Here is a 24,990-nt window from a genome sequence, read left to right as displayed (position 1 = left end):
CGCTATGTCCGATATGCCGAATTTGTTGTACGTATGCCCTGCCGGCGAAGACGCGGACACAGCCATACCTGACGCACTGGTCTCAGTCACGGCAGTCGCCACTGTGACGGACGCGCTGTCGGAACTGGCCGAGCACGGCTACGATGCCGTCGTCTGTGAACAGCACCTGTCAGGGTCAGAAACCGGGCTAGATGTGTTAGCGGCGATACGTGAGCAGTACGACGCGCTCCCGGTCGTTCTCTGTACGGCCGAGCCAGACGGGACGGTCGCCGCTCGCGCGACACGGCTTGATGTAACCGAGTACGTCCCTCGCAGCGAAGTGTCGCTGACAGATCGGGTGTACGACATCGTGACGCAGGGACGCGAACCGACAGGCCGGGACGACGAGAGCGACCCACTGGCTGCTCCCGATGACCGGCCGACGCGGCTCCCGCCGGAACTTGCAGACTCTTTTGATGCCATCGCCGGCAGTATCTCCGACGCCGTCGTCACCATCGACGCCGACAGCGAGGTCGTATACGCAAACGACGAGGCTGTCGAACTGACGGGCTACGACCGCAAGGAACTAGTCGGCGACGACTTCGCGAAAGTCATTCCCGAACATCTGCGAAGCGCTCACTTCGAGGGATTGGATCGATACCTTCGGACTGGCAACCGGAACGTCGACTGGGACTACCTCGAACTGCCGCTCGTGACCGCCGCCGGAGACCAGCTGACCGTCGCGGTGTCGTTCGGCGATTTCGAGCGAAACGGGCAGTGGTTCTGTACGGGCGTTCTCAGGGACATCTCCGACCGAAAAGAGCGCGAACGGGCCCTCGAAGAGACGAACCGGCGACTCGACCTGGCGCTGGACGGAACGGACACCGGCGTCTACGAGTGGAATCTAGAAACTGACGAGATGGTCTGGGACGAGGCGACCGCGGAACTCTTCGGGACGACACCGACGGCCTTCGAAGGCACCGCCTCGGCGTTCTACGAGTATATCCACCCCGACGACCGCCAGTCGCTCGAAGCGGCGTTCGAGCGGGTGTCTGAAAGCGATGAACGAGTCGACGCCGAGTTCCGTACCGACGTCGACGGGGAGACGCGGTGGCTCCGGACGCGCGGAGTCATCGAGGAACGCGACGCACAGGCTCCGCGTCTCGTCGCCATCGCCACGGATATCACAGCACGCAAGGAGCGCGAACGGACGCTGCGTGCCAACAACGACTCGCTACAGGAGCTGACACAGCTTGCTACCGGAAACGGACTCAGCGAGGCAGAGACCGTCGGTCGAGTCATCGAAATCGGGCTGGACCGACTCGACATGGCGTTTGGCTACCTGAGCCGTATCGAGGACGGAGTCCACGAAATCCAGACGGTCACCGGGAACACCCCTCTCGAATCCGGGACAGAGACGCCGCTTGCGGATACCTACTGCCAGCGAGTGCTCGACTCCGGTGACCTCTATGCGATTGCCGATGCCACCACCGAGGGGGGACACGCGGCGGACGTGTACCAGCAAAGCGGCGTCGCGTGCTACGCCGGTGGCCTCATCACGGTCGCCGGCGAGCCCTACGGAACGCTCTGTTTCGGGGACGAACAGGCCCGGTCAGAGTCGTTCTCCGATAGCGAGGAGGCGTTCATGAAACTGCTCGTTGAGTGGGTCAACCACGAACTCGAACGCCGCCACCGTGAGGACGAACTCGAACGGTACGAGAACATCATCGAGGCGGTTGACGACGGCGTGTACGCCCTCGACTCCGAAGGGTACTTCCAGTTCGTCAATCAGGCGATGACCGACCTGACGGGCTACTCCGAGGAAGAGCTGCTTGGCTCGTACACCGGCTTCATCAAGAACGACGGCGTCGTCGAGCGCGCCGAATCTATCGTTCAGGAGATGATATTCGAGGACCGCGACGACGAGGAGACGTTCGAACTGTCGATCCAGCAGGCGTCGGGAGGGTCGTTCCCTGCGCAAGACCACATGACGCTACTGTACGACGACGACGAGCGATTCGCCGGGACCGCAGGCGTTATTCGGGATATCACGGAGCAGAAACGGCGTGACGAGGCGTTGTCCGGACTACTGGACACGACCCGGTCGCTCATGCAGGCACAGACGCCTCAGGAAGTCGCCGAAACGGTCATCGAGGCGACCCGGTCGGACCTCGGGTTCGACCACTCGCTCGTGCGGCTGTACGACGAGGAGACGGACACGCTCCGGCCAGCCGCTGCCAGCGACAAAGTCCCGGACCGGCCGGTATACAACGCCGACGAGGGGTTTCCCGGAGAAGCGTTCGAGCGCGGCGACCCGCTGGTCATCGACGAGTTCGACCGGGTCGACAACTACGACTCCGACGTTCTGTCGGCGACGATGTACCTCCCGATGGGTGACCACGGTGTCGTGAGTGTCGGTGCGCAACAGGGACACGAGTTCACCGAATCGGATGTCTCCGTCGGGAAGATTCTCGCGTCCAATGCAGCCGCCGCGTTCGACCGCGTCGAGCGCGAGCGGAGCCTGTTGCGGTACGAATCAGTGGTCGAAAATGTCCGTGATATGATGTACGTCCTCGACGACGAAGGCCGGTTCCAGCTGGTCACCGAACCGCTCGCCGAATGGCTCGGCTACGAGCGGGCGACGCTTCTGGGCCAGCACCCGCGCATTGTTCTCGATCAGGACGCGATTGATGAGTTTACATGTCGCATCGGTGACCTCTGTCAGCAGGGCGGAACCGGGGCGGTCCAGCTCGAAACGGCGCTGGAAACGGCACACGGAGAGCAGCGCCCGGCAGAGATCGAGGTGTCGCTGATCGACGCGGACCAGTTTCGTGGTACCGTCGGCGTCGTCCGGGACCTGACTGAACTCAAGCAGGCGCGGGCAGAGCTGGAAGACGAACGCGACCGGTTCTCGTACCTGTTTAACACGCTTCCAGACGCCGTCATCGAGACGGAGACAGTTGCGGATGAGTCGGTCGTCAGATCAGTCAACCCCGCGTTTTCCGACGTGTTCGGGTACGGTCAGGACACGGCCGTCGACAGTCCCCTATCCGACCTCCTCCGGCTGCCGGACACTACGAACGACGAACTACCCCAGTTTGACGATGGACAGGCAGACGGCGACCCTTTCCAGACTGAACTCCGACTGATGACCGAGACAGGGTTCCGTGACTTCCTCTTCCGGGGCGTGCCATACAGCCGGGACGGCGACAGCGTCCGCGGGTTCGGTATCTACACGGACATAACCGAACAGCGCGAGCGTGAGCGCCGGCTGAAACTGCTCAACCGGGTCCTGCGGCACAATCTCAGAAACGACCTGACCGTCGTCCTTGGCATGGCTGACGCGCTGGACGAGCGAATCGACGACGAGAATCATCGCTCCATTCTCCACAGGCTCCAGCGAAAGGCCGAAGAGATGGCGTCGCTGAGCGAGCGCGCACGCGACATGGAGCGGTCCGTGCGCCGCGACCAGTTTGGCACGGGCCCGGTCGACGTGTCCGCGACTGTCACGGATATCGTGTCATCGTATCGTGACAAGCACGCCGGCAAAATTGAAACACACCTCCCGGAGACGCCGGTTACGGCGGGTGACGGGCGGCTACATCGTATTCTGGGCGAACTCGTCGAAAACAGCCTCGAACACGGCGGCGATGACCCTTCGGTCCGCGTCGACGTCCAGGTGGACCGACAAACCGTCTCTATCACGGTCGCTGACGACGGGCCGGGGATTCCACAGCACGAACTCGATGTTGTGACGGGCGACGAACCAATAACGCAACTGCGCCACGGAACCGGACTCGGCCTGTGGCTGGTCGTCTGGGTGGCCGAAACCTACGGCGGCACGGTGGACTTCGGTAGCGGTTCGGACGGCGGGGCAGTCGTCACGCTGAAACTGCCCCGGATAGACGTCTAGATAGTGTCGCGGATCCGGTCGGCGAGCACGCTGTACTGCTCCGTGCCCGTCCCTTTCTGGACCACGGCAGTGACGCCGTGCTCTGTGGCGGCATCTGCGACATCGTCGTGCTCACGGGCCGTAAACAGCAGGAACGGGATGTCAACGCCGTTCTCCCGAAGCGCGGCACACAGCTCCATCCCGTCGAGCCGGGGCATCTTGTAGTCACTGACGACTGCGTCGAAATCGCCGTCAGTGGCCAGGTCCAGTGCCGCCTCTGGGTCGGCCTCCGTCGTTATTTCGAATCCGTCTTCCTGTCCCAGAAACGTCCCGACGATTTCTAGAACGTCTACGTCCTCGTCTACCAGTAGGACCTCGATACTCATCGATTCTATGTCTGTGGTTCCCCGATAAAAACTCTCGGTCACCGCATCGCATCTAGGTCGACCACGACTCGCTTGTCCACGGTAATCCACGTCGATAGCTTGGCAATGCCGGAAAGCCCCCGTGGTGACACGGTACAGCGGTCCGGTTCACCGGTGTACTCAACCACGGTCATCGACAGCTCGTGCGGGGCCTGCGCCTGTTCGGTGGTCGCGCTCCCTGCACCATCCGGGTCGAGATTCATCGGTAGTAGATATCTCTCGGGGAGAGTGTAAAACGGCTGCTAAGAGGTCTCTATACCGCTCCGGAGAGCTATGCCGCCTGCCCGGTGTCGACTTCGCCGTTGATACGAACGAACCCGTAGTCACACTCCGGGCAGTGCCACTTGACTTTGGTTCCCAGATGCATCGTCGTGCTCGCGACCTTCCAGAAATCGCGGTACTCTTCGCATTCAGGGCAGTAGTGTTCGAGTTCGAGGCTCATATCGAGTAGTTTCCGCGGGGGTACAGTTGAATTTCCCGGTTCTACTCGGGACGGCGAAGCAGGCAAACCACTCGAACCCCTGTCTTTCAGTATGACTCCGAGTGCGTACGAGCCGACCCATCCAACAGCACTGGCTGCCGATGCGGAGGCACCGCCGCCGTCGGCGACTGCAACGGCGACGTTCGGCATGGGCTGTTTCTGGGGCCCGGACGCGCGGTTCGGCGCGACACCAGGTGTGGTCAGGACCCGGGTCGGCTACGCTGGCGGAACGGAACCGGACCCGAGCTACTATTCGCTGGGCGATCACACCGAGGTCGTTCAGGTCGAGTACAACCCCGACGCGGTGAGTTACGAAGCGCTGCTGGACGTGTTCTGGGCAAACCATTCGCCGTTCTCCGCGCCCCTGAAGCGCCAGTACCGCGGCGTGGTGTTGGCACACGACGACCAGCAGTGCGAGGCCGCCAAGCGGACACGAGACGACCTCGAATCGCGGACAGGGAAGGTCGTTGAGACGGCCATCGAAACACTCGACCAGTTCTATCTGGCGGAAGACTACCATCAGAAGTACGAACTCCGCTCGACGCCAGTAGTCGCCGACGAACTCGAAGACACCTACGGCGACGCGTTCGTCGATTCGACGGTCGCCGCCCGGCTCAACGGCTTCGTCGCCGGCCACGGCGAGGACGACGAACGCGAGGCACTGTTTGCCGAACTGGATATTTCACCGGCTGCGCTCTCGGAGGTCCGCCGCCGACTCTGAACGCGGTGCCGGCGGTCCACAGTCGCCACGAGGCTCGGTCGCCTATGCTTGCCACGGGACTCGGCCGCCCACGCTCCCAAAGGATTCGCCCACGGCTATAAGACGCTGGCAGTGTCAGATTTAGCTATGACTATCTATACCGGCCGCGGCGATCAGGGCCAGACAGACCTCCGGAACATGGAGCGGGTCTCGAAGGACAGCCGCCGCATCGAGGCGTACGGCACCGTCGACGAAGTGAACGCGCTGGTCGGCGTCGTCAGACCGACCGGTCACGACGACATCGACGAGAAGCTCCGCGTCGTCCAGAACCATCTCCACATCGTGCAGGCCGACTTCGCCAACCCCAGCCCAGAGGAGGGCGACCCGCGGATACAGGAGTCCCACGTCGAGACGCTGGAAGAACTCATCGACGAGGCCGACTCAGAGCTGGACCCGCTCGAATCGTTCATCCTCCCATCCGGGTCGGAACCCGGGGCGAAGCTCCACCACGCCCGCGCGGTCTGTCGCCGCGCAGAGCGCCGCTGTGTCTCCTTCGCCGCCGAGGAGGCTGGCGTCAATGAGACGGCTATCATCTACCTGAACCGGCTCTCTGACGCCCTGTTTACGCTTGCCCGCCTCGTCAACAAGCGTGAAGGCATCCGCGAGGAGAACCCCGAGTACTGACGATTACACCACTTTTGTCCGGCAGGTAGGTATCGGTGACTCGACGCCACGCCAGCGCCGGCGGTTCGCAATAGCAAAGTGACCGGCCCGGAAGGGTGAGGTATGAAAGCGACCGCGAAGGCACATCCGATTCAGGGGCTGGTCAAGTACCACGGGATGCGCGACGAGGAACTGCGACTGCCGTACCACGACAGCATCTCCGTCTGTACCGCGCCGAGCCACTCGAAGACGACGGCCGCCTTCGACCCGAACCGCGAGGAGGACGTGTACGTCATCGACGGCGAGGAGGTCACCGGCCGCGGGGCCGAGCGTATCGACGCCGTCGTGGACCACGTCCGCGACCTCGCCGGCATCAACCACGGCGTCCGCTTCGAGTCGGCGAACAACTTCCCGACGAACATCGGCTTTGGCTCGTCCTCATCCGGCTTTGCCGCCGCGGCGATGGCCCTTGTCGAGGCGGCCGGTCTCGACATGACGCGACCGGAAATCTCGACCGTCGCACGCCGCGGCTCCTCCTCGGCCGCCCGCGCAGTGACGGGTGCGTTCTCTCACCTCCGGACCGGCATGAACGACAGGGACTGCCGGAGCGAGCGCATCGAGACGGACCTCGAAGACGACCTGCGAATTGTCGCCGGGATGGTCCCATCCTACAAGGAAACCGAGGAAGCCCACAAGGAGGCCGCCGAGAGCCACATGTTCGAATCCCGGATGGCCCACATTCACAGCCAGATTTCGGACATGCGCGACGCGCTGTACGACGGCGGCTTCGACGCTGTCTTCGACCTCGCCGAGAAAGACTCCCTGTCGCTGGCCGCCGCAACAATGACCGGCCCCGCCGGCTGGGTGTACTGGCAGCCCCGCACCATCGAGATATTCAACGCCGTCAGAGAACTCCGGAACACCGAGGACGTGCCGGTGTACTTCTCCGTCGACACCGGCGCGAGCGTCTACATCAATACGACTGAGGAGTACGTCGGCCGCGTCGAAGAGACGGTCGCCGACTGCGGCGTCGACACCCGCGTCTGGGATGTTGGCGGCCCCGCACAGATTCTCGACGAGGACAAGGCGCTGTTCTGAACTAGTCGACTGGCCGCCGGAGGCGGATCTCGACTTCGGTTCCTCCGAACCGGCTCTCCGACACCGAGATCGACCCATCCGACTCCCGGACGATCCACTGCGTGAGCCACAGCCCCGTGCCCGTGCTGTGCGTGAGCGGTGTCTCCGTTCCAGTTGTGAGAACCGCCTGCTCCGTCTCAGGGAGCCCCGGCCCGTTGTCAGCTACTCGGAGCACGACGCGGTCACCTTCGACCGCCGGTTCGACTACCACGTCGACCTGAGGCGTGTCGGCATCATTGTGTTCCACTGCGTTGTCGAGGACGTTATCAAGCGCGTACGGCAGGAGTTCGTGACCGACGACGTGGCCCTCGACCTGCAAGTCTTGTCGGAGTTCGATGGTCGTGTGCTCGGCTTGCAGGCGGCCGGCCCGGTCACAGAGCAATACACGCGGGTCGAAGGTTGTCTGTTCTGTCTCGTCGCTGTTTTGCAGTTTCTCAATCTGGTGGGCAGCCTCACTCAAACCACGGATATCCTCGATACGGTCCGCAATAATGTCGATATGCTCGCTCTCCCGTTCGTCGCTGAGTAGCTCCAGATGCCCGCGGATGACGGTCACGTCGTTGCGGATGTTATGCCGAAACAGGCGGTTGAGGACCGTGAGTCGCTGCTCGCGTTGTTTTTGCTCCGAGATGTCGTGGACGAACAGCGATGCACCGTCCGTGCTCTCGCCGGTGAGTGGCGCACCCCACAGCCGCACGTCGAGCGATGACCCATTGGCGTGCCGGTGACAGGATTCGACGCCGGTGAGCGATTCACCGTCGACAAGTGACGCCAGCAGCCTATCGAGCGTCTCCGGTGATTCGGCCAGCGTGTCGGCATACGGGCGGCCGACTACCTGACTCTCGTCCCAGCCAAACAGTCGCTCGGCACCGTCGTTCCAGAACTGAATCGACCTGTCAGCGTCCAGCACCACCACTGCGGCAGGTATTGACTGGACCATGGCTGAGAAGCGCTCCGTTAGCGACCCGACCGAATTCGCCAGTATTTCCACCTCCGTCTCGCGGTCGAGCCGAGCGTCCAGCAGCGCCAGTAGCTCAGACAGCAGCGTCCGAGACAGCGCCTCTCGCTCACGGACGGCGCTGTTCTGATACACGTCCAACAGCGCTTCGCGCGTTTCTGTGCGCCCTTCTTCAGCTAGCGATTGAAACAGCTCACCAACAAGTAACTCAGCGCCGTCGTCCATTTTAGGCTAGCCTAATCGGGGGAGTACATGAATATAAATGGAGCGATGGTCGCCGATTCGACTCTCTGCGGAGATAGGTCTATCAGCGTCTAGTTCCAACCGGGCAGTATGCGCGTCGCCGTCCTTGGAGCTGGATACGCCGGACTCACGCTCGCCAGAAAGCTCGAACAGACTCTCCCCGACAGCGTCTCACTGGTCGTCGTCGACGAACAGACGGAGCACCTCGTCCAGCACGAACTCCACCGGGTCGTCAGACGGCCGTCACTGGCCGAGGAAATTACCGTCGACCTCGATGGCGTCCTCGACTGTGAGATTCGACAGGCAACGGTCACCGATGTTGACCCGGATGCCGGCGTGGCGACGCTGGACGGGTCGGAGACGCTGTCCTACGACGTGGGCGCGGTGTGTCTCGGCGCTCGGACGGCATTCTATGGGCTCCCGGGTGTGCGCGAGCACGCGACGCCACTGAAGCGCCTTGACGACGCCCACGTGATCCGCGAGCGGTTCCACGGACTCAGTGACGGCGACCGTGTGGTTGTCGGCGGTGCTGGCCTGTCCGGCGTGCAGGTGGCCGGCGAACTGGCCGAGATGCGCGAGGACAGCGATATCGAGGTCCTCCTGCTCGAACAGGAAGACGCCGTCGCGCCGGCGTTCCCGGCGTCGTTCCAGTCGGCCGTCCACGACGCGCTGGTCGACGCCGGCGTGACAGTCAGGACCGGCACCGGTGTGGCCGAGGCCGATGCCGATGTCATTACGCTCACGGACGGCTCGGACCTGACGATGGACCAGTTCGTCTGGACCGGCGGTATCGAGGGGTCGCCGGCGCTTGACGCCGACCGACCCGTTGTCCGGGCGGACCTCCGACTCGGCGAGTCGACGTTCGCCGTCGGCGACGCCGCTCGGGTCGTCGACAGCGACGGCGAGGCTGTGCCAGCAAGCGCAGCGGCGGCCATCCGCGAGGCCCGCGTCGCCGCCGACAACATCGGAACACTCGTCGAGCGGTTACAGGGTAGCTCCGGCGAGTTCCAGCCCCGACTGACACAGTACCAGTTCAACGTGCCAGGGTGGCTCGTCTCGGTCGGCGACGACGCCGTGGCGAAGGTCGGTCCCTCTGTTCTCACCGGGCGGGCCGCGCTGGCGCTCAAGACAACTGTCGGCGCGGGCTATCTTGGAACGGTGGGTGCTGTCCAGAATGCCGTCGACCTCGTCAGCGAGGAATTGGATCTTACCGGCGAGGTAGAGAACGAGTAGAAATACTGCGACAACTGTCGACCGGCGCGTCAGTCCTCGCCGTCCGCGGTTGCGTTCCCGAGCACGTCGTCGGGTTCGATCCAGATGACGAATTCGTCTTCGCCGTCGCGGTCGACGACACCGTTGATATAATCGCCGTCGACTGGGGCGGTGTTCACTTCGGATTCAGCGACAGGCACGACCTGCCGGACCTCGTCGACGATCCAGCCCATCGCGCCCTGTTCCTCGAACACACCTGCATCAAAGACGACGATGAGGTTCTCCGACCCGTCGCTTTCGATATCCATCATCTCCTTGGGGTTGAGGATCGTCGTAATCTGCCCCCGGAGGTCAACGACACCCTCGACGTAGTCGTCGGTGTTGGGAACGCGGGTGACCGACTCGCGTTTGACAATCTCCTCAACGTAGTCGATGTCGAGACAGTAGTACTCGTCGCCAAGCGCGAATTCGAGTACCCGGACCAGTTCTTCTGTCTGGGTCGCGTCGTCGTCGATAGCCGCGGCGCGAGCACCACCCTCGGTTGTGGCGGTGTTGTCCGACGCCATCGCCTCCTCAATGAGTTCCTGGTCCGGCAACTCGACGCCAGTCGGCCCCTGCATCGGGCTGGCCGACGCCGACAGGTCATCCGTCGGCTGGTCGGCAACACCGGCGTCGACGTTCTCAGGGGTCATCTGTGCGGAGGCCTCTGCCGCTCGCTGTGCGGCGGCCATCGCGTCGGTGTCGCTCTGGTCAGTGGCGGCGCTGTCGGAGTCAGTGTCGGTGTCGCCGTCATTGGCAACCTGTCCATCGGCCGCAGCCGCTTCGTTAGATGCGTCATCGCTGGCGGCGGTCGCCGGTTCCGCGTCGGCGGCCTCGCCCGCCGTCGCCTCGGTTTCGCCCTCATCGTCGGGCTGTTTGCCGGACCCGTCCGCGGAGGCCTCGTCCGACTCCGCGGTGTCGTCGGTAGTTTCTGCCTTGTTCCCCTCGCGCATCTGTCGGATGCGCTCCGCTCTGTCCATGCGTTCGTCGTCACTCATGCTGGTACCTCTGTGTCGGTAAAGCCGAACTGCTCGTCGAGTTCTTCGGCGATGTCCTCAAAGACAGCCGCCATGTCGCACGATTCCTCGGTCGCGAAGATAGACTGGCCGGCGCTGAACGCGCGCTGCAGCGCTACCCGTTTGCGGACCTCCCAGACGGGGCTGTCCGGGAACGCCATGTTGAACCATTCGAGCATCGTCTCGTCTTCGGATGTCGTTTCGACCCGGTTGGCGACGACACCGAGCGTGTTGATCGACGCGTCGGTCTGGCGCTCCATTGCGGCCATCTGGTCCATCAGCAGTTCGATGGCTCGCTCGGAGGTGGCCTCAGTCAGTGCGGGAATGAGGACGTTCTGTGCGGCGTACATGCCGGTGTCGGTCAGCTTCCCGTAGAACGGGGGGCAGTCGATGATAACGTAGTCGTAGTCGGCATCGAGTGTCGACAGCGCCCGGTCGAGCGTGTCGAGCGCGTGTGACCCTGTGATCATCTCCGGCGTGATGTTGATAGCGAACGAAGCCAGCGCGGCCTGGTCGATATCCCCGCCCTGGGTGTTGACCCGGGCGATGAGGTCGGCGATGGTCAGTTCGTGTTCGGCCTGGAGCATATCGATGCTGGAGGGGATCACGTCCATCTCCTCGCCCTCGCAGATTAGCTCACCCAGCGCCGATGGGTCGCCGGTCAGTGCGTCGAACAGCGTCGGCGGGTCGGCGTCGTACGCCTCGACGAGGCCGACGCCTTCCGTGGCGTTGCCCTGCGGGTCGAGGTCGATAAAGAGGACGTCCCGGCCGCGGTCGTTCAGTGCACCGGCTACGTTGATAGCAACTGTCGTCTTTCCGGTCCCGCCTTTCGCGTTGGTCACACAGAAGCGGGCTGGACCGGTTCCTGATTGCCGGTTCATCATCCAAGTATCCACAGGTCGACTCCGAGCCACTATAAAAATGTGGTCCCGATTATCAACGTCGCAACTGGGGGACGGAACGCGGACAAGACGGAAACACCCGCGAGCGTGTGCATGACGGCCGTCTGACGGTGTGCAAGATTTATGATTGTGTAGATTGAAGGGTCAGTATCATGACCATCAACCCGCGCGATTACGACCTCGACGAGTTACGGAAGATGGCTCGTCAGCGGGGCAACGGGATGGGCGACGAGGACGTCCCGGACCCGACGGACCTTGACATGGGGCTTGACGACGCCGATGAAGAGGTGCTTGCAGGGAGTTCGTTCCGCTCCGGGCTGTACCGTGAACTGCTGCCGTTCCTCAGTGGTGACGCACAGGAGAAGCCCTATCTCGAAGCACTGCCCGAGACCTACGCCGCAGAGTTCGTGGTCTTCGAGTGGCTTGAGTTCCTCCTGATGCACTCCGGGTATAAGGGAGCCGACGAAGCGCTCGATTACTATCGCTCGATCGACTGGCTAACCGAGGACGTACAGGACGACCTCTCGGATTACCTGCTTGGTATCGACGAGTCCGCGACCAACGACGACAACGAACTGAGCGTTGACGACCATATGCTAAGTCTCGTCTATATTGCGAAGCTCACTGCGATGACGTAACGTCCGTTTTCAGGACCAATTCTTTCCACCGAATTCCTGTTATTGAGCGGGATTCAGTATCAGCTCCCCGAGGGGACAGCTATCAGTCCTGAATACTAGGGAGAGGATATATATCGGGCGGTCGACAAGGACGACCGTATATGAGTGACGAGGATGCGGACGACGACACCGGGTCCGAATCGGACGCCGGTGTGTCGTCAGACGGCGCTGCCGCTGTTCCGGTCGGGGTCAAGCTCGGGAGCACCCGGACCGTCATTGCCCTGCCGGGCGAACACGGCACGGAGAACCAGATTATCAAGACACTGACGTGCATGGCGACGTACGAGGACGCCCTGACCGGCGAGGAGAAGATCCTCTACGGCGAAGAGGCGGCCCGCGAGTATCCGGACCGCGTCGAGTATATGCTCCGGTCGGGGCTCCCCGAGGACGCTGACCGGGCCGAGATGACCAAAACGTTCTTCGAGGCGATCATCGAGGAACACGACATCCCGGCAAACAGCGGCGTCGTGTACGCCATCCCGACTATCGACAATCCGACCGGACTGGAGAACCTGCAGAACGTCATCGAGAACTCCTCTATCGGGCTGGACCTCGTCGAGAGCTATCCGGAGTCGCTGTGTGGCTCCATCCCGGCCTTTGGCGACGATCTTGAAGCTATCGACGAGATCTTCGTCGCTGTCAACATGGGGTCGACGAACCTCGAAGCCTCCGCGTACCGTCGCGGCGAGCAGCTCTCCCCCTTCACGACGGGCGCGGTGACCGGGAACGAAGTCGACCGGATGATCGCCAACTACGTTGAGGAAGAAACGCAGGGCCGTGTCAACATCGACAACCAGACTGCCCGAGAATACAAGGAAGAACACGCCGACTTCGTCGATTTCGAACCGTTCACCGATATCATCCAGCAGCCCGGCGGCGGCTCACACGAGTTCACTATCGAGCGCTCTGTGATGGACGCGGTCAACGAGTACCTCGACGACGCCGTCGACGAACTGGCGAACACGTTCCTGCCGGAGCTGGCAAACGACTACATGAAAGTGTACCAGCTCGCGCTGGACCGCCCGATCGCCATCACCGGCGGTATGGCCTGCATCCCCGGCATCGTCGACGAGTTCGAAGAACGACTCAGTGCGGAGCTGAACCGCGACATTGATGTCATCGCTGCCGACGAACCGGACATCGCGCCGACCATCGGCGCACAGCGGATCGCGGCGCGTCTCGTCGAGACCAACTAGGGATTCCGCCAGCAGTCCAGCCACCGCTCGATTCTGGGCTCGGACTGTCCCATCTTGTGACCGCGATCGGCCGAGAGCAGTTCGAATACGTCAGTGTCGATTCCGAGGCTGGTCGCGCCGGTCGAGAGACCACCACCCTGCCGCTCCTGCGACGACCCCCCACCGAGTTGGGTACGTGGCATACACTCGGCTACAGGAGCCTGACACCTAAAGCCAAGTCAGACAACCGGCTGACGGACGCGGAACGGGCCCAGCGACTGTGTCTTTCCCCATCCCTGTTCTCGCTAGCCGCTTCGGAGAACCGTCAACTCTCGTTATTAATTGTGGCTGTTTACCACCCCTCATGTGATGTACTGCCACTAAGCGGCTGTTACAGCCTGTCTACCGCCCAGACCGACTATGGTCAGGAGAAAATTTATATCCTTCAGTAGAATATATACAATTATAATGGATTGCACCAACTGTGGCACGCGGATGTCATACAACGACCAGACAACAAAACTCACCGAGTTTGTCTGTCCCAGTTGTCACGAAACCGTTATCGACTGGAAGGCTGAAGCCCGCAACGCCCGCGTCCACTGACCGGTCCCGTCCGCTTTTTGATCGATAGTCCACTGTCAGCCACTGCTCTGGCTATTGACTCTCTTTTCCGAACCGTTCCTGACTTCGACAGCGGCCCGTGCTGGCGCTCCTGCGTCGGCCGGCGATGTGTCGCCGAGCGCTTTGCTGCCCACATCAACGATGGTGCCCACAAGAGTGTGCATATTCGTTCAGAAACAATTGCCGAATCTTTTTATATTTCAGGAGGAGATAACGAGGCAATGGCAGATTCGTCACGCATCGGCTGTCTCTTCGTCGACGCCTGTACGGACGAGCAGGCGACGGCGTACGACTGGTGTCAGGAGGCGGTCGACGGTGCGGAGCGATGTGCACTCTCTTCGGTCGAGCCGACCGAATACGACGTCCTCTGGTGGCATCGGGATGAACTGTTCGACGAGCGCGCGCTGGCTGACGCACCGGCGCTGGCTGCGTACGTTCGCGACGGCGGGACCCTCCTGCTGACGCTGAGTGCGCTCCCGGCTGTCGAACCGCTGGGGTTCGAGGAGGTCGCGCCAGACGCCACCGGCTGGGAAGAGGTTCCGGAGCCGACCGGCCACCTCTGGCAGGCGCTGTACGACGACCACCCGATTCACGCAGACTACGACACCCTTCGCGTTCACACCCGCGGTGCCGGTGTCACGATACCCTACGCGAGATACGAGTCTATCGCGCCCCGGTCAGGGGACGTGCTCGCGAGCACAATCCGGGGCGACACCGATGTAGTCAAACAGATGGCGATACTCTCCTGGGAGCCCGGCGACGGGCAGGTACTGGGCATCGGGTCCTCCGTTGCGTTCGCACAGCCGACCCACGACGTGTGTCAGGGCAACCGCGAGACGCTCATCGAGAACGCACTGGCGTTTCTGGCGGCAGACGAACGGCACCCGCTGACCGGCCGCCCGAAGAATGTTGACACGTTCGGGCAGTTGCGCGAGCGTCTCGACGACGACCCGAGTCGTCCGTCCTATCATGTGACGCCGCCGGCAAATTGGCTCAACGACCCCAACGGGCTCATCCACTGGAACGGTCGCTATCACCTGTTCTACCAGTACAACCCCGCCGGACCGTTTCACAACACGATTCACTGGGGCCACGCCGTCAGCGACGACCTCGTCCACTGGGAGGACCGCCCCGTCGCGCTCACGCCCTCGCCCGACGGGCCGGACCGGGATGGCTGCTGGTCCGGCTGTGCGGTCGACAACGCTGGCGTTCCGACCGTGCTGTACACGGGCGGCCGCGACAAGCGCCAGCTCCCCTGTATCGCCACCGCTGCGGACGACGACCTTACGGCCTGGGACAAGGACCCGGACAACCCCATCATCGAGGAGCTACCGGCCAAACCGGAAGTGCTCCGCACCGAGGACTGGGAGGGAGAGTTCCGGGACCACTGCGTCTGGCGCGAGAACGAAACTTGGTACCAGCTCATCGGAGCCGGTATCGAGGGCGGCGGCGGCGCGGCGCTGCTGTACGAGTCCGCCGACCTCCGGAACTGGGAGTACCAGGGGCCGATCCTTGCTGGCGACCGCGACACCGCCGGGACTGTCTGGGAGTGCCCGGAACTACTCGATTTCGGCGACAGACAGCTCCTCCACATCTCGAACTACGAGGACGTGGTGTACTTTCTCGGCACCTATGAGGACGGCGAGTTCGATGTCGACCGGCGCGACAAGCTCGACCACGGCGACTTCTACGCCCCGCAGTCGATGTGGACCGACGACGGCCGCATCCTGACATGGGGATGGCTTCCTGAAGCCCGCGACGTGAGCGGGCAGTGGGACGCCGGCTGGTCCGGCGCGATGTCGCTGCCCCGGGAGTTGTCGCTGGCCGACGACGGCGGCCTCTGCCAGCGGCCGGCCCCCGAACTCACCGAGCTACGCGGCGACAACACCAGCTACGACGTGGTGCGCCTCGACGCGGGCGACACCGAGCAGTTGTCAGTCGAGAGCCGGTCATTCGAGCTTCGTGCCACGGTTCGACTGGAAGACGCCGAGGCCATCGAGCTGTCCGTCCTCGAATCGCCGGACGGCGAGGAACGGACGCCGATTCGATACTCGTATGAGAGCGAAATCGCCGTCGACCGGTCGGCCTCAAGCACTGACCCGCAGGCAACCGGCGACACCCAGACGATGCGAGTCCGACCGTACGACGCGCCGCTGTCGCTGCGTGTCTTCGTCGACGGGAGCGTTGTTGAGGTGTTCGCCAACGAACGGCACTGCCTGACCAGCCGTGTGTACCCGACCCGACAGGACGCCACCGGCATCTCGCTGTCGGCCGAGGGCGGGCACGCGACTATCGCGTCGCTGGACGTCTGGGAACTGGACTCTGTCTGGTAGACAGTCCCGGCCGAATTCCTGTGAAAAGACCGCTTTGAGACGCTTTACTTCCGCTCAGCCTCGGTTCGCGCGCCGTAGCCACCGGCACTGGTATCGTTGTGTTTCCCGCGCCGAATCAGCTCTCGGTCCGTCAGTGGGAGTGTCTCGCCGTCCAGCGGGATGTGCCAGTGCCCGAGCGACCCGATAATGCGTGTCCGGCTCCCCTCCACCTCAAGCCGGAGCGTCGGGCCGAGTGAGCCGCCGAACCGGCGCATCTGCTCAGACTCGGACAGATGGGCGATTTCGTCCAGCGTCTCGCCGTCGAAGTCGTAGTAGTTGAAGAAGCTCTGGACCAGCACCTCGTCGCCGTGGAGAAACGCCATCCACGAGTAGGACTGGAACGGCGCGTTTTCGGGGTTCGTAGCGACGAGGCCCGACTCGTTTAGCGGGACGTAATCGCCGCGGAGGTCCTCGGCGACGAAGCCGTACAGCGCGTCGAACCCCTCAAGACCCGGCGCAAACGTGTGGAGGTGGCTGGAGATAAAGAGGTAGTAGAGGCCGTCCCGATACACGACGTGGGGTCGTTCGAGTTCCTGATTGACGCCCACAGCGTCCAGCAGTGGGTCTTCGAGCTCCCACGCCAGCGGGTCGCCCGTCGGCGAGCGAGCGATGCCAACGCTCCCGTTAAATTCCTGTAGCGCGTCGTCGCCACCACAGACGTCGCTGCCCTCCGGTACTGGCGTGTTCGCCTCGAACAGGAGCCACGTCTCGCCCGTTTCGGGGTCTTCGAAGAACCACGGGTCGCGGAAGGTGTATATCATCCTGCGGGACTGGTCTTCGCGCTCGTAGCGGTCGCCGTCGGGCTGGAGCAGTTCGTGATGGGTCCACGGACCGCAAAGCTCGAACTCGTCGGCCGTTTCGATGCTGCCGCCGCCCGCGCCGACGATGCGCTGTGTGTAGGTCAGGTCTTCGGCCCCTTCCTCGCCGGCCGCAGTGTAGAACAAATAAACGCTGCCGTCGTCGTCATACAGTGCCGACCCGGCCCACTGGCGCTGGCCCAGCGGCTCCTCGAACACCGGGCCGGCGTTGTGCCAGTTGCGACCGTCGTCGGAGTAGAAACAGCGGATGGTCGCCACATCGTGGCGCTTACCGGGCAACAGGTCCGATGGGGCGGTCAGCGAGAAACAGACTCGGTAGCCATCGACTGTCGCCAGCGTGCCGTCGCGGTTACGGAGGAACCAGGTATCCCAGATATGGACCTCGGGAATCTGTTCGGTTTGGGGCGGGTAGACGATGGGGGCGACGGTGTCGTCAGTCCGCTCGATCCGACTCGCCTGCTCGCGTGTCCACCCGGCGCGCCCCTTCGTTCCGGAACAACCCTCGCCGAGCGCCTCGTTTGTCATACCTCACGTTGGGCCGACCACGGCTATAAATGTTGCCGGGAAGGTACCACGGGTGTTGTATGAAGATTTTCTAATACGTGTGTTCTCGGGGGAGGGCTGGCTGAAAAAACAGACAGTTAGTAGTTCAGAACCGGCAATCAGTGCGTTACTCGCTTGAGTCCTCACTTCCGCTGACACCCTCTGGGCCGGTGATATCGAGCGGCCGGACCCACTCATACCAGATGAAGACGACGCCGAGGCCGTACCCCAGCGCCCAGACAGCGCTCCCGACCCAGGGGTAGCCAAGCGTGCTGAATCCCCAGTTTGCGAGGCCCGGGAGGATGATAGCAGCGAGAACCGTCAGCACTAATATCACTGTGTCCCGGTTGTTCACAGTTGCGTCCTCCCAATCGCTGTGCCGTTCATACCCCAAGATAGGCTCGGACACTCGTGAGTCTGTCGGAACACCGAACCGTGACCGGGACGGAACTGACGCCGTAGCCGTCCCATTTTTATCATCGTATGCCCTACCCCGGATGTCGGGAATGTCTCAGAACCACACAGACCGGTCGTCTTCGGAAGACATCGAGTGGTGCTACGATGCTGTCCATCGTGTGTCGCGGACGTTTAGTCTCACAATTTCGGAACTCAACGAACCGATGGCCCGGGACATCTGTCTGGGCTATCTTCTTTGTCGTGTGGCTGACACGATTGAGGACGCCGGCCATCTCCCTCCAGCGGTACAGACCGAACTCTTGCAGACGTATAGTCGCTCGCTCGAACCATCGAGCGGGACGACCGTGTCATCGTTCCACGACGCCGTCGAAGAGTGGATTCCCACGACGACGAACGCTGACTGGGAAGTCGTCGAGAACGCGGGCCGTATCGTCGACGTGTTTCACACGCTTGACGACCACTCCACGCAGACCATCCGCGGGCCGGTCCGGGAGCTCGTTGATGGGATGGCGATGTTCGTCGACCGCTACGCCGACGCCGGTGGGCTTCGAATCAAAACGCTCGACGAACTCGAAGAGTACTGCTGGTACGCCGCAGGCACTGTGGGCACGCTGGTGACCGGGCTGGTTTCCCATGAAGCCACCGACGAGCAGATCGCCCAGATGGAGGAAAACGCCCGCTCCTTTGCCCTGCTGCTCCAGCTCGTCAACGTCGCCAAGGACGCCGCAACGGACATGGAAGAGGAGAACAACGTCTACCTCCCGCTGGAACTACTCCATGAACAGGGGCTTGATCACAGCGACGTGAGCGACACCGGCAACGTCGATTCGCTGGTGCCCGTCATCGAGCAGGTCACCGAGCGAGCAGAGGGCTATCTCGACGACGCACAGGCGTGGCTCGAAGCCATGCCCGAAACCCGCGGTAACACCCTCTCAGCGTGGGCCATTCCGTTCCTGCTCGCGGTCGGGACGATCCGTGAACTCCGCGAACGACCCGCCGACGTCATCGAGCAGGGCAACGTCAAAATTTCTCGCGAGGAGGTCCACTCCGTGACACAGCAGTTCGGCGGCGACAACGACCCCTCTATCGGGGAACTGCGGGCCAAAATCCGCAAACAGCCGCTCCACCAGTACTGACGACCACCAGAGACATTCCCTTTTGCAGTCGCGTCCGTGGCCCGGCCATCGTTGCACATACACACGGACAGCGCCCCGCCCTATCGGTGACTGCTGGTCTCCGCCTCGCGTGCGTCGTACTTCTGAACGAGTTCGCGGAGCCACCAGAGCTTCAATCCGCCCATCGCAAGCGTTGCGACTGTGGCGCTGACCGGCCGACGACGCCAGGCAGCGTACAGAGCAACGACCGACGCTAGCGCGCCGCCGGTGTTACAGATGTTCGGGTACCTGAGGCCCATGGTCCCGTTGGCCTGTTCCGCGAGCCACCACCGCTCTGCCAGCACAGCACGGGTCATCCAGGCGTCCTCGGTCTCGGGCGGGGCAAACAGGACTGGATTGACCAGTGTCCACAGGAGGGCCGCAGTCAGGAGCCGCCAGTCCCGCTGATACACTGCGTACACGATGACAGCGCCGGTCGGCACGCGCGACCAGCCGCTCTTTGGATTCGCATGGCGGGTCCAGAACCAATCCCGCACGCTGTCCGCTCGCACTGTTGTCATATATCCAACTCAACGTGGTCGAGGGAAAACGCTACTGCCACTCGAAGCCGGGGACAGAACACTCATGTCCGCCCTGTGTGAACGCCGTCTATGGCCACAGCGGCGTCGGGACTCTCCGAGCCACAGGTACTCGCCCGGACGAAAGACCGGCTGTTTGCGGACCGCGAGGACGCCTACGTCGTCGCGGACACGCAGTTCGCACAGCAACGCTGGCTGGACGACACCCCTATCGAGGCGGCCGTGCAGGCGACGCTCGCACCGTTCAACCACGTCCGGGTCGGAACGGGCTATCCCGACCTCGTCGGCGTACAGACGCTCTCGACGGACCTGCTGTCCGTCGACCGACTCGGTGACCGGCCGCCGCTGATCGCCATCGAGGCGAAGGGGTACACCGGCAACGGTGGCGTCGACGCTGAGCGCGGGGTCGTGCAGGCCCACGACCGACTCAACGAGGCCAACGTGGCCTTCCTGACCGCGCCACGGAGTGGCATCTCCACCGCCGCGCGGACGATGGCCCGCGAGCTAAACGTCGGCGTGCTGGGCGTCGACTCCGATGGCTCAGTCTCGGTCCTCGAACGGCCCCGCGTGGTCGGCCACGGGTCGATGGACGCCGCTTCGGCGATCCGGTTCCAGGCCAGCGCTCAGGGCGTTGCCGACCAGAATTTCGGACTCAACCATCCGAAGAACTACATTGCGGTGCCGCTGGCCGTCCACCACGAGGGCGACACGCGGGACCTGCTTGCGTCTCACGTGGTCAGAGCCGTCGACGGTGCTCTCGCCGGGGCGGCGTTTCTGAACCTGATCGACACCGGTCAGGGCACGCTCACGCTGACGCCGCTGGGTCGGGAGGTTGTCCGGTTCGCGCTCCGGACAGTCGGCGACATAGACGCCGCACTCCGCCGGTTCGAGGACTGGCAGCGGTCCCGCAAGCGATTCATCGACATCGCGCCACAGTGGGGCCAGCTCGTCCGCCGTGTCGTCTCCGACTATCCGGCCACGGACCTCCTCGTCGACGGGCTCTACGCCTGCCACCGGGACGGCTACGGCTCCCCGTCGCTCGTCGAATTCGTGGCGTACCTCCACGCGCTGCACCCCGAGTTCACCGTCGAACTGTTCCTCCGCGGCGACGAGACCGTCCGCCAGCGGGTGTTGACCGGCGACGGGGAACTCCGCCGCTCGGAACTCACCGACGGCAGCGTCTATCACTCCCCCACTGTGTTCCAACTGAAGGCGATCTACTACCACGCCGGCATCGTGACTGACCGGGGCGCAGAACCCTCGAATCTCGACCCCGAGACGGACGAGTGGGCGCTGTGTGACCCGCTCGCGTAGCGGCGGACATCCAGGCGCTCCAGTAGCTCTACCGACACATAACGCTGAAGCGTGGGTAGCCCCTACTGTGATACAATGTCTCAGACCCTGGAGCTCCCCAACGGCGATGTCGTTTCGCCCGACGACGTGTTCTGCTACAACGACTACCCCTACCGACTCGTCTGGCTGGATGACGATACCCACGAGTTCGCGCTCTCCCCGCTGTACTGGGGCGACAGCGGCATGGACATCCCGTTCCGCGACCGGGAGGCACTCGTCGACCAGTGGGAAGTCGATTCTCACGGACAGATGACGGCCGAAGAGTGGGCGGACTGGCTCGACGACGCGACAGAGGACCCCCGCTACAGCGACGACGAGGTCACGTCACTCGCGGCCGAGCTACCGACGGAGTGGGACTCCGAAGACGGGAGCTCGGACTCCAGTGGCGGCCTCTTGGACCGCCTCGGATTGTGAGCACGCCCGCTGGACTCTGAAAGGTATTAATCCGTTCGTCCTGCAACCCCTGTCATGGAACCACTCTGGCTCGCCGCTGGCGGGGCCGCTCTCGCCGTGGGCCTCGCGCTGGCGTTTGCGATTACCCGCCGCTCATCCAGCAGTGCGTCGAAACGCGCCCACGAGGCCGCACAGGAGCGAGAACCGCCGGTCGAACTCGGGGAGACCTACGAGTTCGGCATCACCGAATTCAGTGACCACCACTCCAGCGACCGCGTCGCTGTTGGGAAAGTCGAGGGCTTCGTCCTGTTCACCGAAGACGTGCCGTCGTCGGTGTCAGCCGGCGATGTGATCCGAGCGACGGTGCTGTCGTTCAACCGGGGCCACACCTCCGCCGACGCTCGATTCGTCGAACGCGCCTGAGCGAATTGAGCGTCGGCAGTAGCGGAAGCGAACACAGCCTGGCCGACGCCGACTCGCCAGTCCCGATGTGGATGGAGAAACCGATATGTGCCTACCACGATAAAACAGGACATGAGCGAATCGGACGGGCAGAGCACGCCACAGGACACCCGGGAGGTCATTATGGAGGCCACCTTTCGGGCGCTGAGCAAGCACGGCTACAAGGACTTGCGGGTCCGGGACATCGGCGAGGAGATGGAGATGTCTCGGCAGGTGATCCACTATCATTTCGACGGCAAGTACGACCTGATATCTTCGTTTCTGGAGTACATTATCGACCAGTACGAGGGCAGTGTCGAAGTCGATGATGAAACCGACCCCCGTACAGAACTCGATGTCCGCATCGACCGGTGCCTGTTCGGTCCGGAATTCGACGACTTCTCACACTGGGACCGGATGAAGGTGTACCACGAGCTGTATGCCTACGCGCAAAACGACGACGAGCACCGGGCGCTGTTCAACGAGCACTACGACCGACTTCGCAAAAGCATCTCCACAGTCATCGAAGACGGAGTCGAGCAGGGCACGTTTCGCGATGTTGACGCTGAACTGATGGGGCAGCTCATCACGGACGTGATTCACGCGGCCCGCGGCCGGCGGATTGCGCTTGGCCACGAGGACGCACCCGACGAGGCCAAGCGGGCCGTCAACGACTTTATTCTCGACTCGCTGTACCCGCCGCAGTAGATTGGGCTGAAAAGGCAGCGTCAGAGGGGGCTAATACCGACGCTGAGCGCCCATGTTCCAGTTGCCGACGCCGCGACGACGAGCGCCCCGCCTGCAAGCGTCACGTTCTTCAGGAAACTGTTCAGTTCGTCCTGCCGGTCCTCGTCCGGCACGGCCCAGAAGTCGTGCATCGCAACCGCCGAGACGATGAGGAACACGGCGAGGGCGACCGCTGCGACGACTGGGAAGACACCCACGGTCACACCGAGCCCGCCAAGGATGAGGAGCCCACCGGACGCGAGGACGGAGAATCTCGGCGCCGGGAGGCCCTTGTACTCGGCGTAGCCGGCCATCTGTTCGGTCTGCGTAAAGTGGCTCAGGCCCGTAAAGGCGAGCACGCCGCCGAAGAGGACACGGCCGGCGACGAGCAACACGACGTTGAGTTCGGGTGCCATCACAAACTCACCACCGAGCCAACGCGGGCGTTTCCAGCAGTGTGATTCGGGATAGTAGCGGAATTCATTGTGGGAGTCGATTCTGGCTGCATCGTTAGAGTTCCGGCACGTCTGACGGCATATCGAAGTCGTGGTAGTACTCGCCTTTCTCTTTCGAGAGAATGTCGAGAACAGCGGCAGCACCGTCACCGGCTGCGATGACCGCCTGCCACTTCTCCGCTCGCCCCATCGCACCGGTCGCGTACACGTTCTCGACCGACGTTTCCATGTCGACAGTCACGTCGACGACATCCTCATCGGTGAACGCACAGCCGAGATCCTCGGCGAGGCTTCGGTCACCACCAGTCGCGAGAACGACGTACTCCGTGGTGTACTCGTCGTCGTCCGTTGTGAGGACAAATCCGTCGTCAGTCTGTTCGATGGCCGTGACTTCTGTCTCGTACAGCGTTGCGCCACGGTCCCGGGCCTGCCCACGGGCAATCGTGAGGAACTCCTCGCCGCTAATTGAGCGCACGGCGGGGTAATTGAACAGGTGCGCCTTGTGCATCCACGACTCGTCCGTATCGAAGGTGATCGTTTCGAGGTCGTTCTTCGCAGCGTACTGTGCCGCACTCAGGCCGGCGGGGCCGCCGCCGACAACTGCTACATCTGCCATGTTACAGGACACGGACCGCCCACAGAAGAGTTTTACCATCTGGTAAAATATAGTCGAAGCCTCACGTCTGGCCCTGACCCACGCGACGCCCCCACTTACAGAACGTACGGTCCGCGCTGTCGAATCGGCTCGCCGTGCGGGCGACCCGAGACGGCGACGACGCGGAGTGAGTCATCGCTCTGGAGCGTCACCGACCGCGTGTCAGTGACCGGCAGCACATCACCCGCAGTGAACGGTTGCCCCTCGACCGTTCCGTCGCCGGCGACACCGTAGAGAAATCCGGACCACCCTTCCGGGACCGACCACGTCCATGTGTCGGCCACGGCGGCATCGAGATACTCCATCGGCGTATGGAGGCTGATCGGTGAGCCCTCGCCGATAACTGTCGTGACCGTCGCGCCGCCCTGCTCCGCCGTCGGCAGCGTATCGGCCGTCGCATCGCCGTAGTCCGGGTCAGCGTCCTTCTCCGCCTGCGGCAGGTTCACCCAGAGCTGGAGGCCGGTGCAGGCCTGCCCGTCGGCGGGGAATTCGGAGTGGCGTATCCCGCTCCCGGTCGTGATACGCATCGCGTCGTTCTCGTATGCGGTATTTGCAACGCCCAGCGAGTCTTCGTGCTCCATAGCACCCTCAATCATGTACGAGACGATCTCGAACCCGCGATGGGGGTGCATCGGAAACCCGTTGTCGGGGTCGATGTAGAACTGCTCGAACAGGACAAACGGGTCCAGATTGTACGGATAGCTGTCCGTCGGAAACGCACGATTCGAATTCACGCCCGTCCCATGCCGGACTTTCTCTCCGGATAGCGGCCCGACAGCCGACGCCCGCGACTCGCTTTCGGTCATACACTTCCTTGTTTACCGAGCGGTAAAAACGGCGTGGCTGCAGCGCAACCGACCGCTATCTAGACTCCCCGTGGCGCTACGACGGTGGTACCAAATTCGCGGTGCGCTCACCGAGGCTAATTCTGGATACTCTGTGTGGCAACTCCGAATTACGAGAATGGTCCCAAACGGTCGTACGCCCTCCTTCAAAAGCGTGCA

27 protein-coding genes are annotated in these 24,990 nt (G+C 63.0%); 14 read left to right on the top strand and 13 right to left on the bottom strand.

Annotated elements, in window-relative coordinates; genetic code table 11:
- The first annotated feature begins 4 nt into the window (after positions 1-4).
- Positions 5-3,892 carry a PAS domain S-box protein gene (locus tag BDK61_RS12085; protein WP_121303333.1) on the top strand — a complete coding sequence of 1,296 codons (3,888 nt, stop codon included), beginning with the start codon at positions 5-7 and terminating at the stop codon, positions 3,890-3,892.
- On the opposite strand, the gene BDK61_RS12080 is transcribed toward BDK61_RS12085, so the two are convergent.
- The 3 genes from BDK61_RS12080 to BDK61_RS23445 all read right to left on the bottom strand — a co-directional run bounded on the left by BDK61_RS12080 (position 3,889) and on the right by BDK61_RS23445 (position 4,738).
- Positions 3,889-4,257, bottom strand: coding sequence for a response regulator (locus BDK61_RS12080; RefSeq protein ID WP_004957169.1), 369 nt, complete (start codon positions 4,255-4,257; stop codon positions 3,889-3,891). The two genes, BDK61_RS12085 and BDK61_RS12080, sit on opposite strands and share 4 nt — an antisense overlap.
- Positions 4,258-4,295: 38 nt before the next feature.
- Positions 4,296-4,499: a DUF7511 domain-containing protein gene (locus tag BDK61_RS12075; RefSeq protein WP_004957167.1), complete on the bottom strand. Its 204-nt coding sequence runs from the start codon at positions 4,497-4,499 to the stop codon at positions 4,296-4,298.
- Between the two features lie 68 nt (positions 4,500-4,567).
- Positions 4,568-4,738 carry a DUF7838 family putative zinc beta-ribbon protein gene (locus BDK61_RS23445; protein ID WP_004518162.1) on the bottom strand — a complete coding sequence of 57 codons (171 nt, stop codon included), beginning with the start codon at positions 4,736-4,738 and terminating at the stop codon, positions 4,568-4,570.
- A 91-nt stretch (positions 4,739-4,829) separates the two neighbouring features.
- Here BDK61_RS23445 and msrA point away from each other — a divergent pair, with 91 nt between their 5' ends.
- The 3 genes from msrA (at position 4,830) to mvaD (ending at position 7,238) form a co-directional block, all read left to right on the top strand.
- Positions 4,830-5,498 (top strand): peptide-methionine (S)-S-oxide reductase MsrA, encoded by a 669-nt coding sequence (gene msrA / locus BDK61_RS12070; protein WP_121303332.1) that lies wholly within the window; start codon positions 4,830-4,832, stop codon positions 5,496-5,498.
- Positions 5,499-5,624: 126 nt separating this feature from the next.
- Positions 5,625-6,161, top strand: a complete 537-nt coding sequence (locus tag BDK61_RS12065; RefSeq protein ID WP_004957159.1) for a cob(I)yrinic acid a,c-diamide adenosyltransferase — start codon at positions 5,625-5,627, stop codon at positions 6,159-6,161.
- 102 nt (positions 6,162-6,263) lie between these two features.
- Positions 6,264-7,238, top strand: coding sequence for a phosphomevalonate decarboxylase MvaD (mvaD, locus tag BDK61_RS12060; protein WP_121303331.1), 975 nt, complete (start codon positions 6,264-6,266; stop codon positions 7,236-7,238).
- Position 7,239: 1 nt separating this feature from the next.
- On the opposite strand, the gene BDK61_RS12055 is transcribed toward mvaD, so the two are convergent.
- Positions 7,240-8,460, bottom strand: a complete 1,221-nt coding sequence (locus BDK61_RS12055; RefSeq protein ID WP_121303330.1) for a PAS domain-containing protein — start codon at positions 8,458-8,460, stop codon at positions 7,240-7,242.
- A gap of 108 nt (positions 8,461-8,568) precedes the next feature.
- Between BDK61_RS12055 and BDK61_RS12050 the strand changes: the two genes are divergently transcribed.
- Entirely contained in the window at positions 8,569-9,711 is a 1,143-nt protein-coding gene (locus BDK61_RS12050; protein ID WP_121303329.1) for an NAD(P)/FAD-dependent oxidoreductase, read from the top strand.
- A 29-nt stretch (positions 9,712-9,740) separates the two neighbouring features.
- Here the strand turns inward: BDK61_RS12050 and BDK61_RS12045 are convergent, their stop codons facing one another.
- Both BDK61_RS12045 and BDK61_RS12040 read right to left on the bottom strand, forming a co-directional pair.
- On the bottom strand, positions 9,741-10,727 hold the full coding sequence (locus BDK61_RS12045) for a chemotaxis protein CheW (RefSeq protein ID WP_004957150.1): 987 nt from the start codon (positions 10,725-10,727) through the stop codon (positions 9,741-9,743).
- Positions 10,724-11,629, bottom strand: a complete 906-nt coding sequence (locus BDK61_RS12040) for a ParA family protein (RefSeq protein WP_121303328.1) — start codon at positions 11,627-11,629, stop codon at positions 10,724-10,726. Before BDK61_RS12040 ends, BDK61_RS12045 begins: the two co-directional genes overlap by 4 nt.
- Positions 11,630-11,799: 170 nt before the next feature.
- Between BDK61_RS12040 and BDK61_RS12035 the strand changes: the two genes are divergently transcribed.
- On the top strand, positions 11,800-12,285 hold the full coding sequence (locus BDK61_RS12035; protein WP_004957147.1) for a FlaD/FlaE family flagellar protein: 486 nt from the start codon (positions 11,800-11,802) through the stop codon (positions 12,283-12,285).
- Positions 12,286-12,425: 140 nt separating this feature from the next.
- Positions 12,426-13,520: a rod shape-determining protein gene (locus BDK61_RS12030; RefSeq protein WP_004957146.1), complete on the top strand. Its 1,095-nt coding sequence runs from the start codon at positions 12,426-12,428 to the stop codon at positions 13,518-13,520.
- Here the strand turns inward: BDK61_RS12030 and BDK61_RS12025 are convergent.
- Positions 13,517-13,702: a hypothetical protein gene (locus tag BDK61_RS12025; protein ID WP_011223653.1), complete on the bottom strand. Its 186-nt coding sequence runs from the start codon at positions 13,700-13,702 to the stop codon at positions 13,517-13,519. The genes BDK61_RS12030 and BDK61_RS12025 overlap by 4 nt on opposite strands.
- Before the next feature lie 265 nt (positions 13,703-13,967).
- Between BDK61_RS12025 and BDK61_RS24185 the strand changes: the two genes are divergently transcribed.
- Together BDK61_RS24185 and BDK61_RS12020 are read left to right on the top strand one after the other, a co-directional pair.
- The gene (locus BDK61_RS24185; RefSeq protein ID WP_023843340.1) at positions 13,968-14,102 is read left to right on the top strand and encodes a hypothetical protein; all 135 of its coding nucleotides are present in this window, start codon (positions 13,968-13,970) and stop codon (positions 14,100-14,102) included.
- Positions 14,103-14,341: 239 nt separating this feature from the next.
- Positions 14,342-16,453 (top strand): GH32 C-terminal domain-containing protein, encoded by a 2,112-nt coding sequence (locus tag BDK61_RS12020; protein ID WP_121303327.1) that lies wholly within the window; start codon positions 14,342-14,344, stop codon positions 16,451-16,453.
- 44 nt (positions 16,454-16,497) lie between these two features.
- On the opposite strand, the gene BDK61_RS12015 is transcribed toward BDK61_RS12020, so the two are convergent.
- Together BDK61_RS12015 and BDK61_RS12010 are read right to left on the bottom strand one after the other, a co-directional pair.
- Positions 16,498-17,835, bottom strand: a complete 1,338-nt coding sequence (locus tag BDK61_RS12015; protein ID WP_121303326.1) for a glycoside hydrolase family 68 protein — start codon at positions 17,833-17,835, stop codon at positions 16,498-16,500.
- 145 nt (positions 17,836-17,980) lie between these two features.
- Entirely contained in the window at positions 17,981-18,208 is a 228-nt protein-coding gene (locus BDK61_RS12010; RefSeq protein WP_244209778.1) for a hypothetical protein, read from the bottom strand.
- Between the two features lie 151 nt (positions 18,209-18,359).
- Here BDK61_RS12010 and BDK61_RS12005 point away from each other — a divergent pair, with 151 nt between their 5' ends.
- Entirely contained in the window at positions 18,360-19,406 is a 1,047-nt protein-coding gene (locus BDK61_RS12005) for a phytoene/squalene synthase family protein (RefSeq protein WP_208644666.1), read from the top strand.
- An 80-nt stretch (positions 19,407-19,486) separates the two neighbouring features.
- Here the strand turns inward: BDK61_RS12005 and BDK61_RS12000 are convergent, their stop codons facing one another.
- A complete protein-coding gene (locus BDK61_RS12000) occupies positions 19,487-19,945 on the bottom strand; it encodes a DUF6653 family protein (RefSeq protein ID WP_007190790.1) in 459 nt (152 codons plus the stop codon).
- A 90-nt stretch (positions 19,946-20,035) separates the two neighbouring features.
- Between BDK61_RS12000 and BDK61_RS11995 the strand changes: the two genes are divergently transcribed.
- The 4 genes from BDK61_RS11995 to BDK61_RS11980 all read left to right on the top strand — a co-directional run bounded on the left by BDK61_RS11995 (position 20,036) and on the right by BDK61_RS11980 (position 22,858).
- A complete protein-coding gene (locus tag BDK61_RS11995; protein WP_121303324.1) occupies positions 20,036-21,277 on the top strand; it encodes a hypothetical protein in 1,242 nt (413 codons plus the stop codon).
- Between the two features lie 75 nt (positions 21,278-21,352).
- Positions 21,353-21,730 carry a hypothetical protein gene (locus tag BDK61_RS11990; RefSeq protein WP_121303323.1) on the top strand — a complete coding sequence of 126 codons (378 nt, stop codon included), beginning with the start codon at positions 21,353-21,355 and terminating at the stop codon, positions 21,728-21,730.
- A gap of 54 nt (positions 21,731-21,784) precedes the next feature.
- Positions 21,785-22,132, top strand: coding sequence for a hypothetical protein (locus BDK61_RS11985; RefSeq protein WP_121303322.1), 348 nt, complete (start codon positions 21,785-21,787; stop codon positions 22,130-22,132).
- Between the two features lie 111 nt (positions 22,133-22,243).
- Positions 22,244-22,858 carry a TetR/AcrR family transcriptional regulator gene (locus tag BDK61_RS11980; protein ID WP_004957127.1) on the top strand — a complete coding sequence of 205 codons (615 nt, stop codon included), beginning with the start codon at positions 22,244-22,246 and terminating at the stop codon, positions 22,856-22,858.
- Positions 22,859-22,878: 20 nt separating this feature from the next.
- On the opposite strand, the gene BDK61_RS11975 is transcribed toward BDK61_RS11980, so the two are convergent.
- The 3 genes from BDK61_RS11975 to BDK61_RS11965 form a co-directional block, all read right to left on the bottom strand.
- A complete protein-coding gene (locus BDK61_RS11975) occupies positions 22,879-23,292 on the bottom strand; it encodes a DoxX family membrane protein (RefSeq protein WP_007190793.1) in 414 nt (137 codons plus the stop codon).
- A 94-nt stretch (positions 23,293-23,386) separates the two neighbouring features.
- Positions 23,387-23,947 carry an NAD(P)/FAD-dependent oxidoreductase gene (locus BDK61_RS11970; protein ID WP_121303934.1) on the bottom strand — a complete coding sequence of 187 codons (561 nt, stop codon included), beginning with the start codon at positions 23,945-23,947 and terminating at the stop codon, positions 23,387-23,389.
- Between the two features lie 95 nt (positions 23,948-24,042).
- On the bottom strand, positions 24,043-24,792 hold the full coding sequence (locus BDK61_RS11965) for a pirin family protein (RefSeq protein WP_121303321.1): 750 nt from the start codon (positions 24,790-24,792) through the stop codon (positions 24,043-24,045).
- Positions 24,793-24,990: the final 198 nt, after the last annotated feature.

This window comes from Haloarcula quadrata (genome assembly GCF_003634715.1).
Taxonomy (GTDB): Archaea; Halobacteriota; Halobacteria; order Halobacteriales; family Haloarculaceae; genus Haloarcula; species Haloarcula marismortui.
The sequence above is the reverse complement of the archived record's forward strand: the minus strand, read 5'-3'. Positions and strand labels throughout refer to the sequence as shown.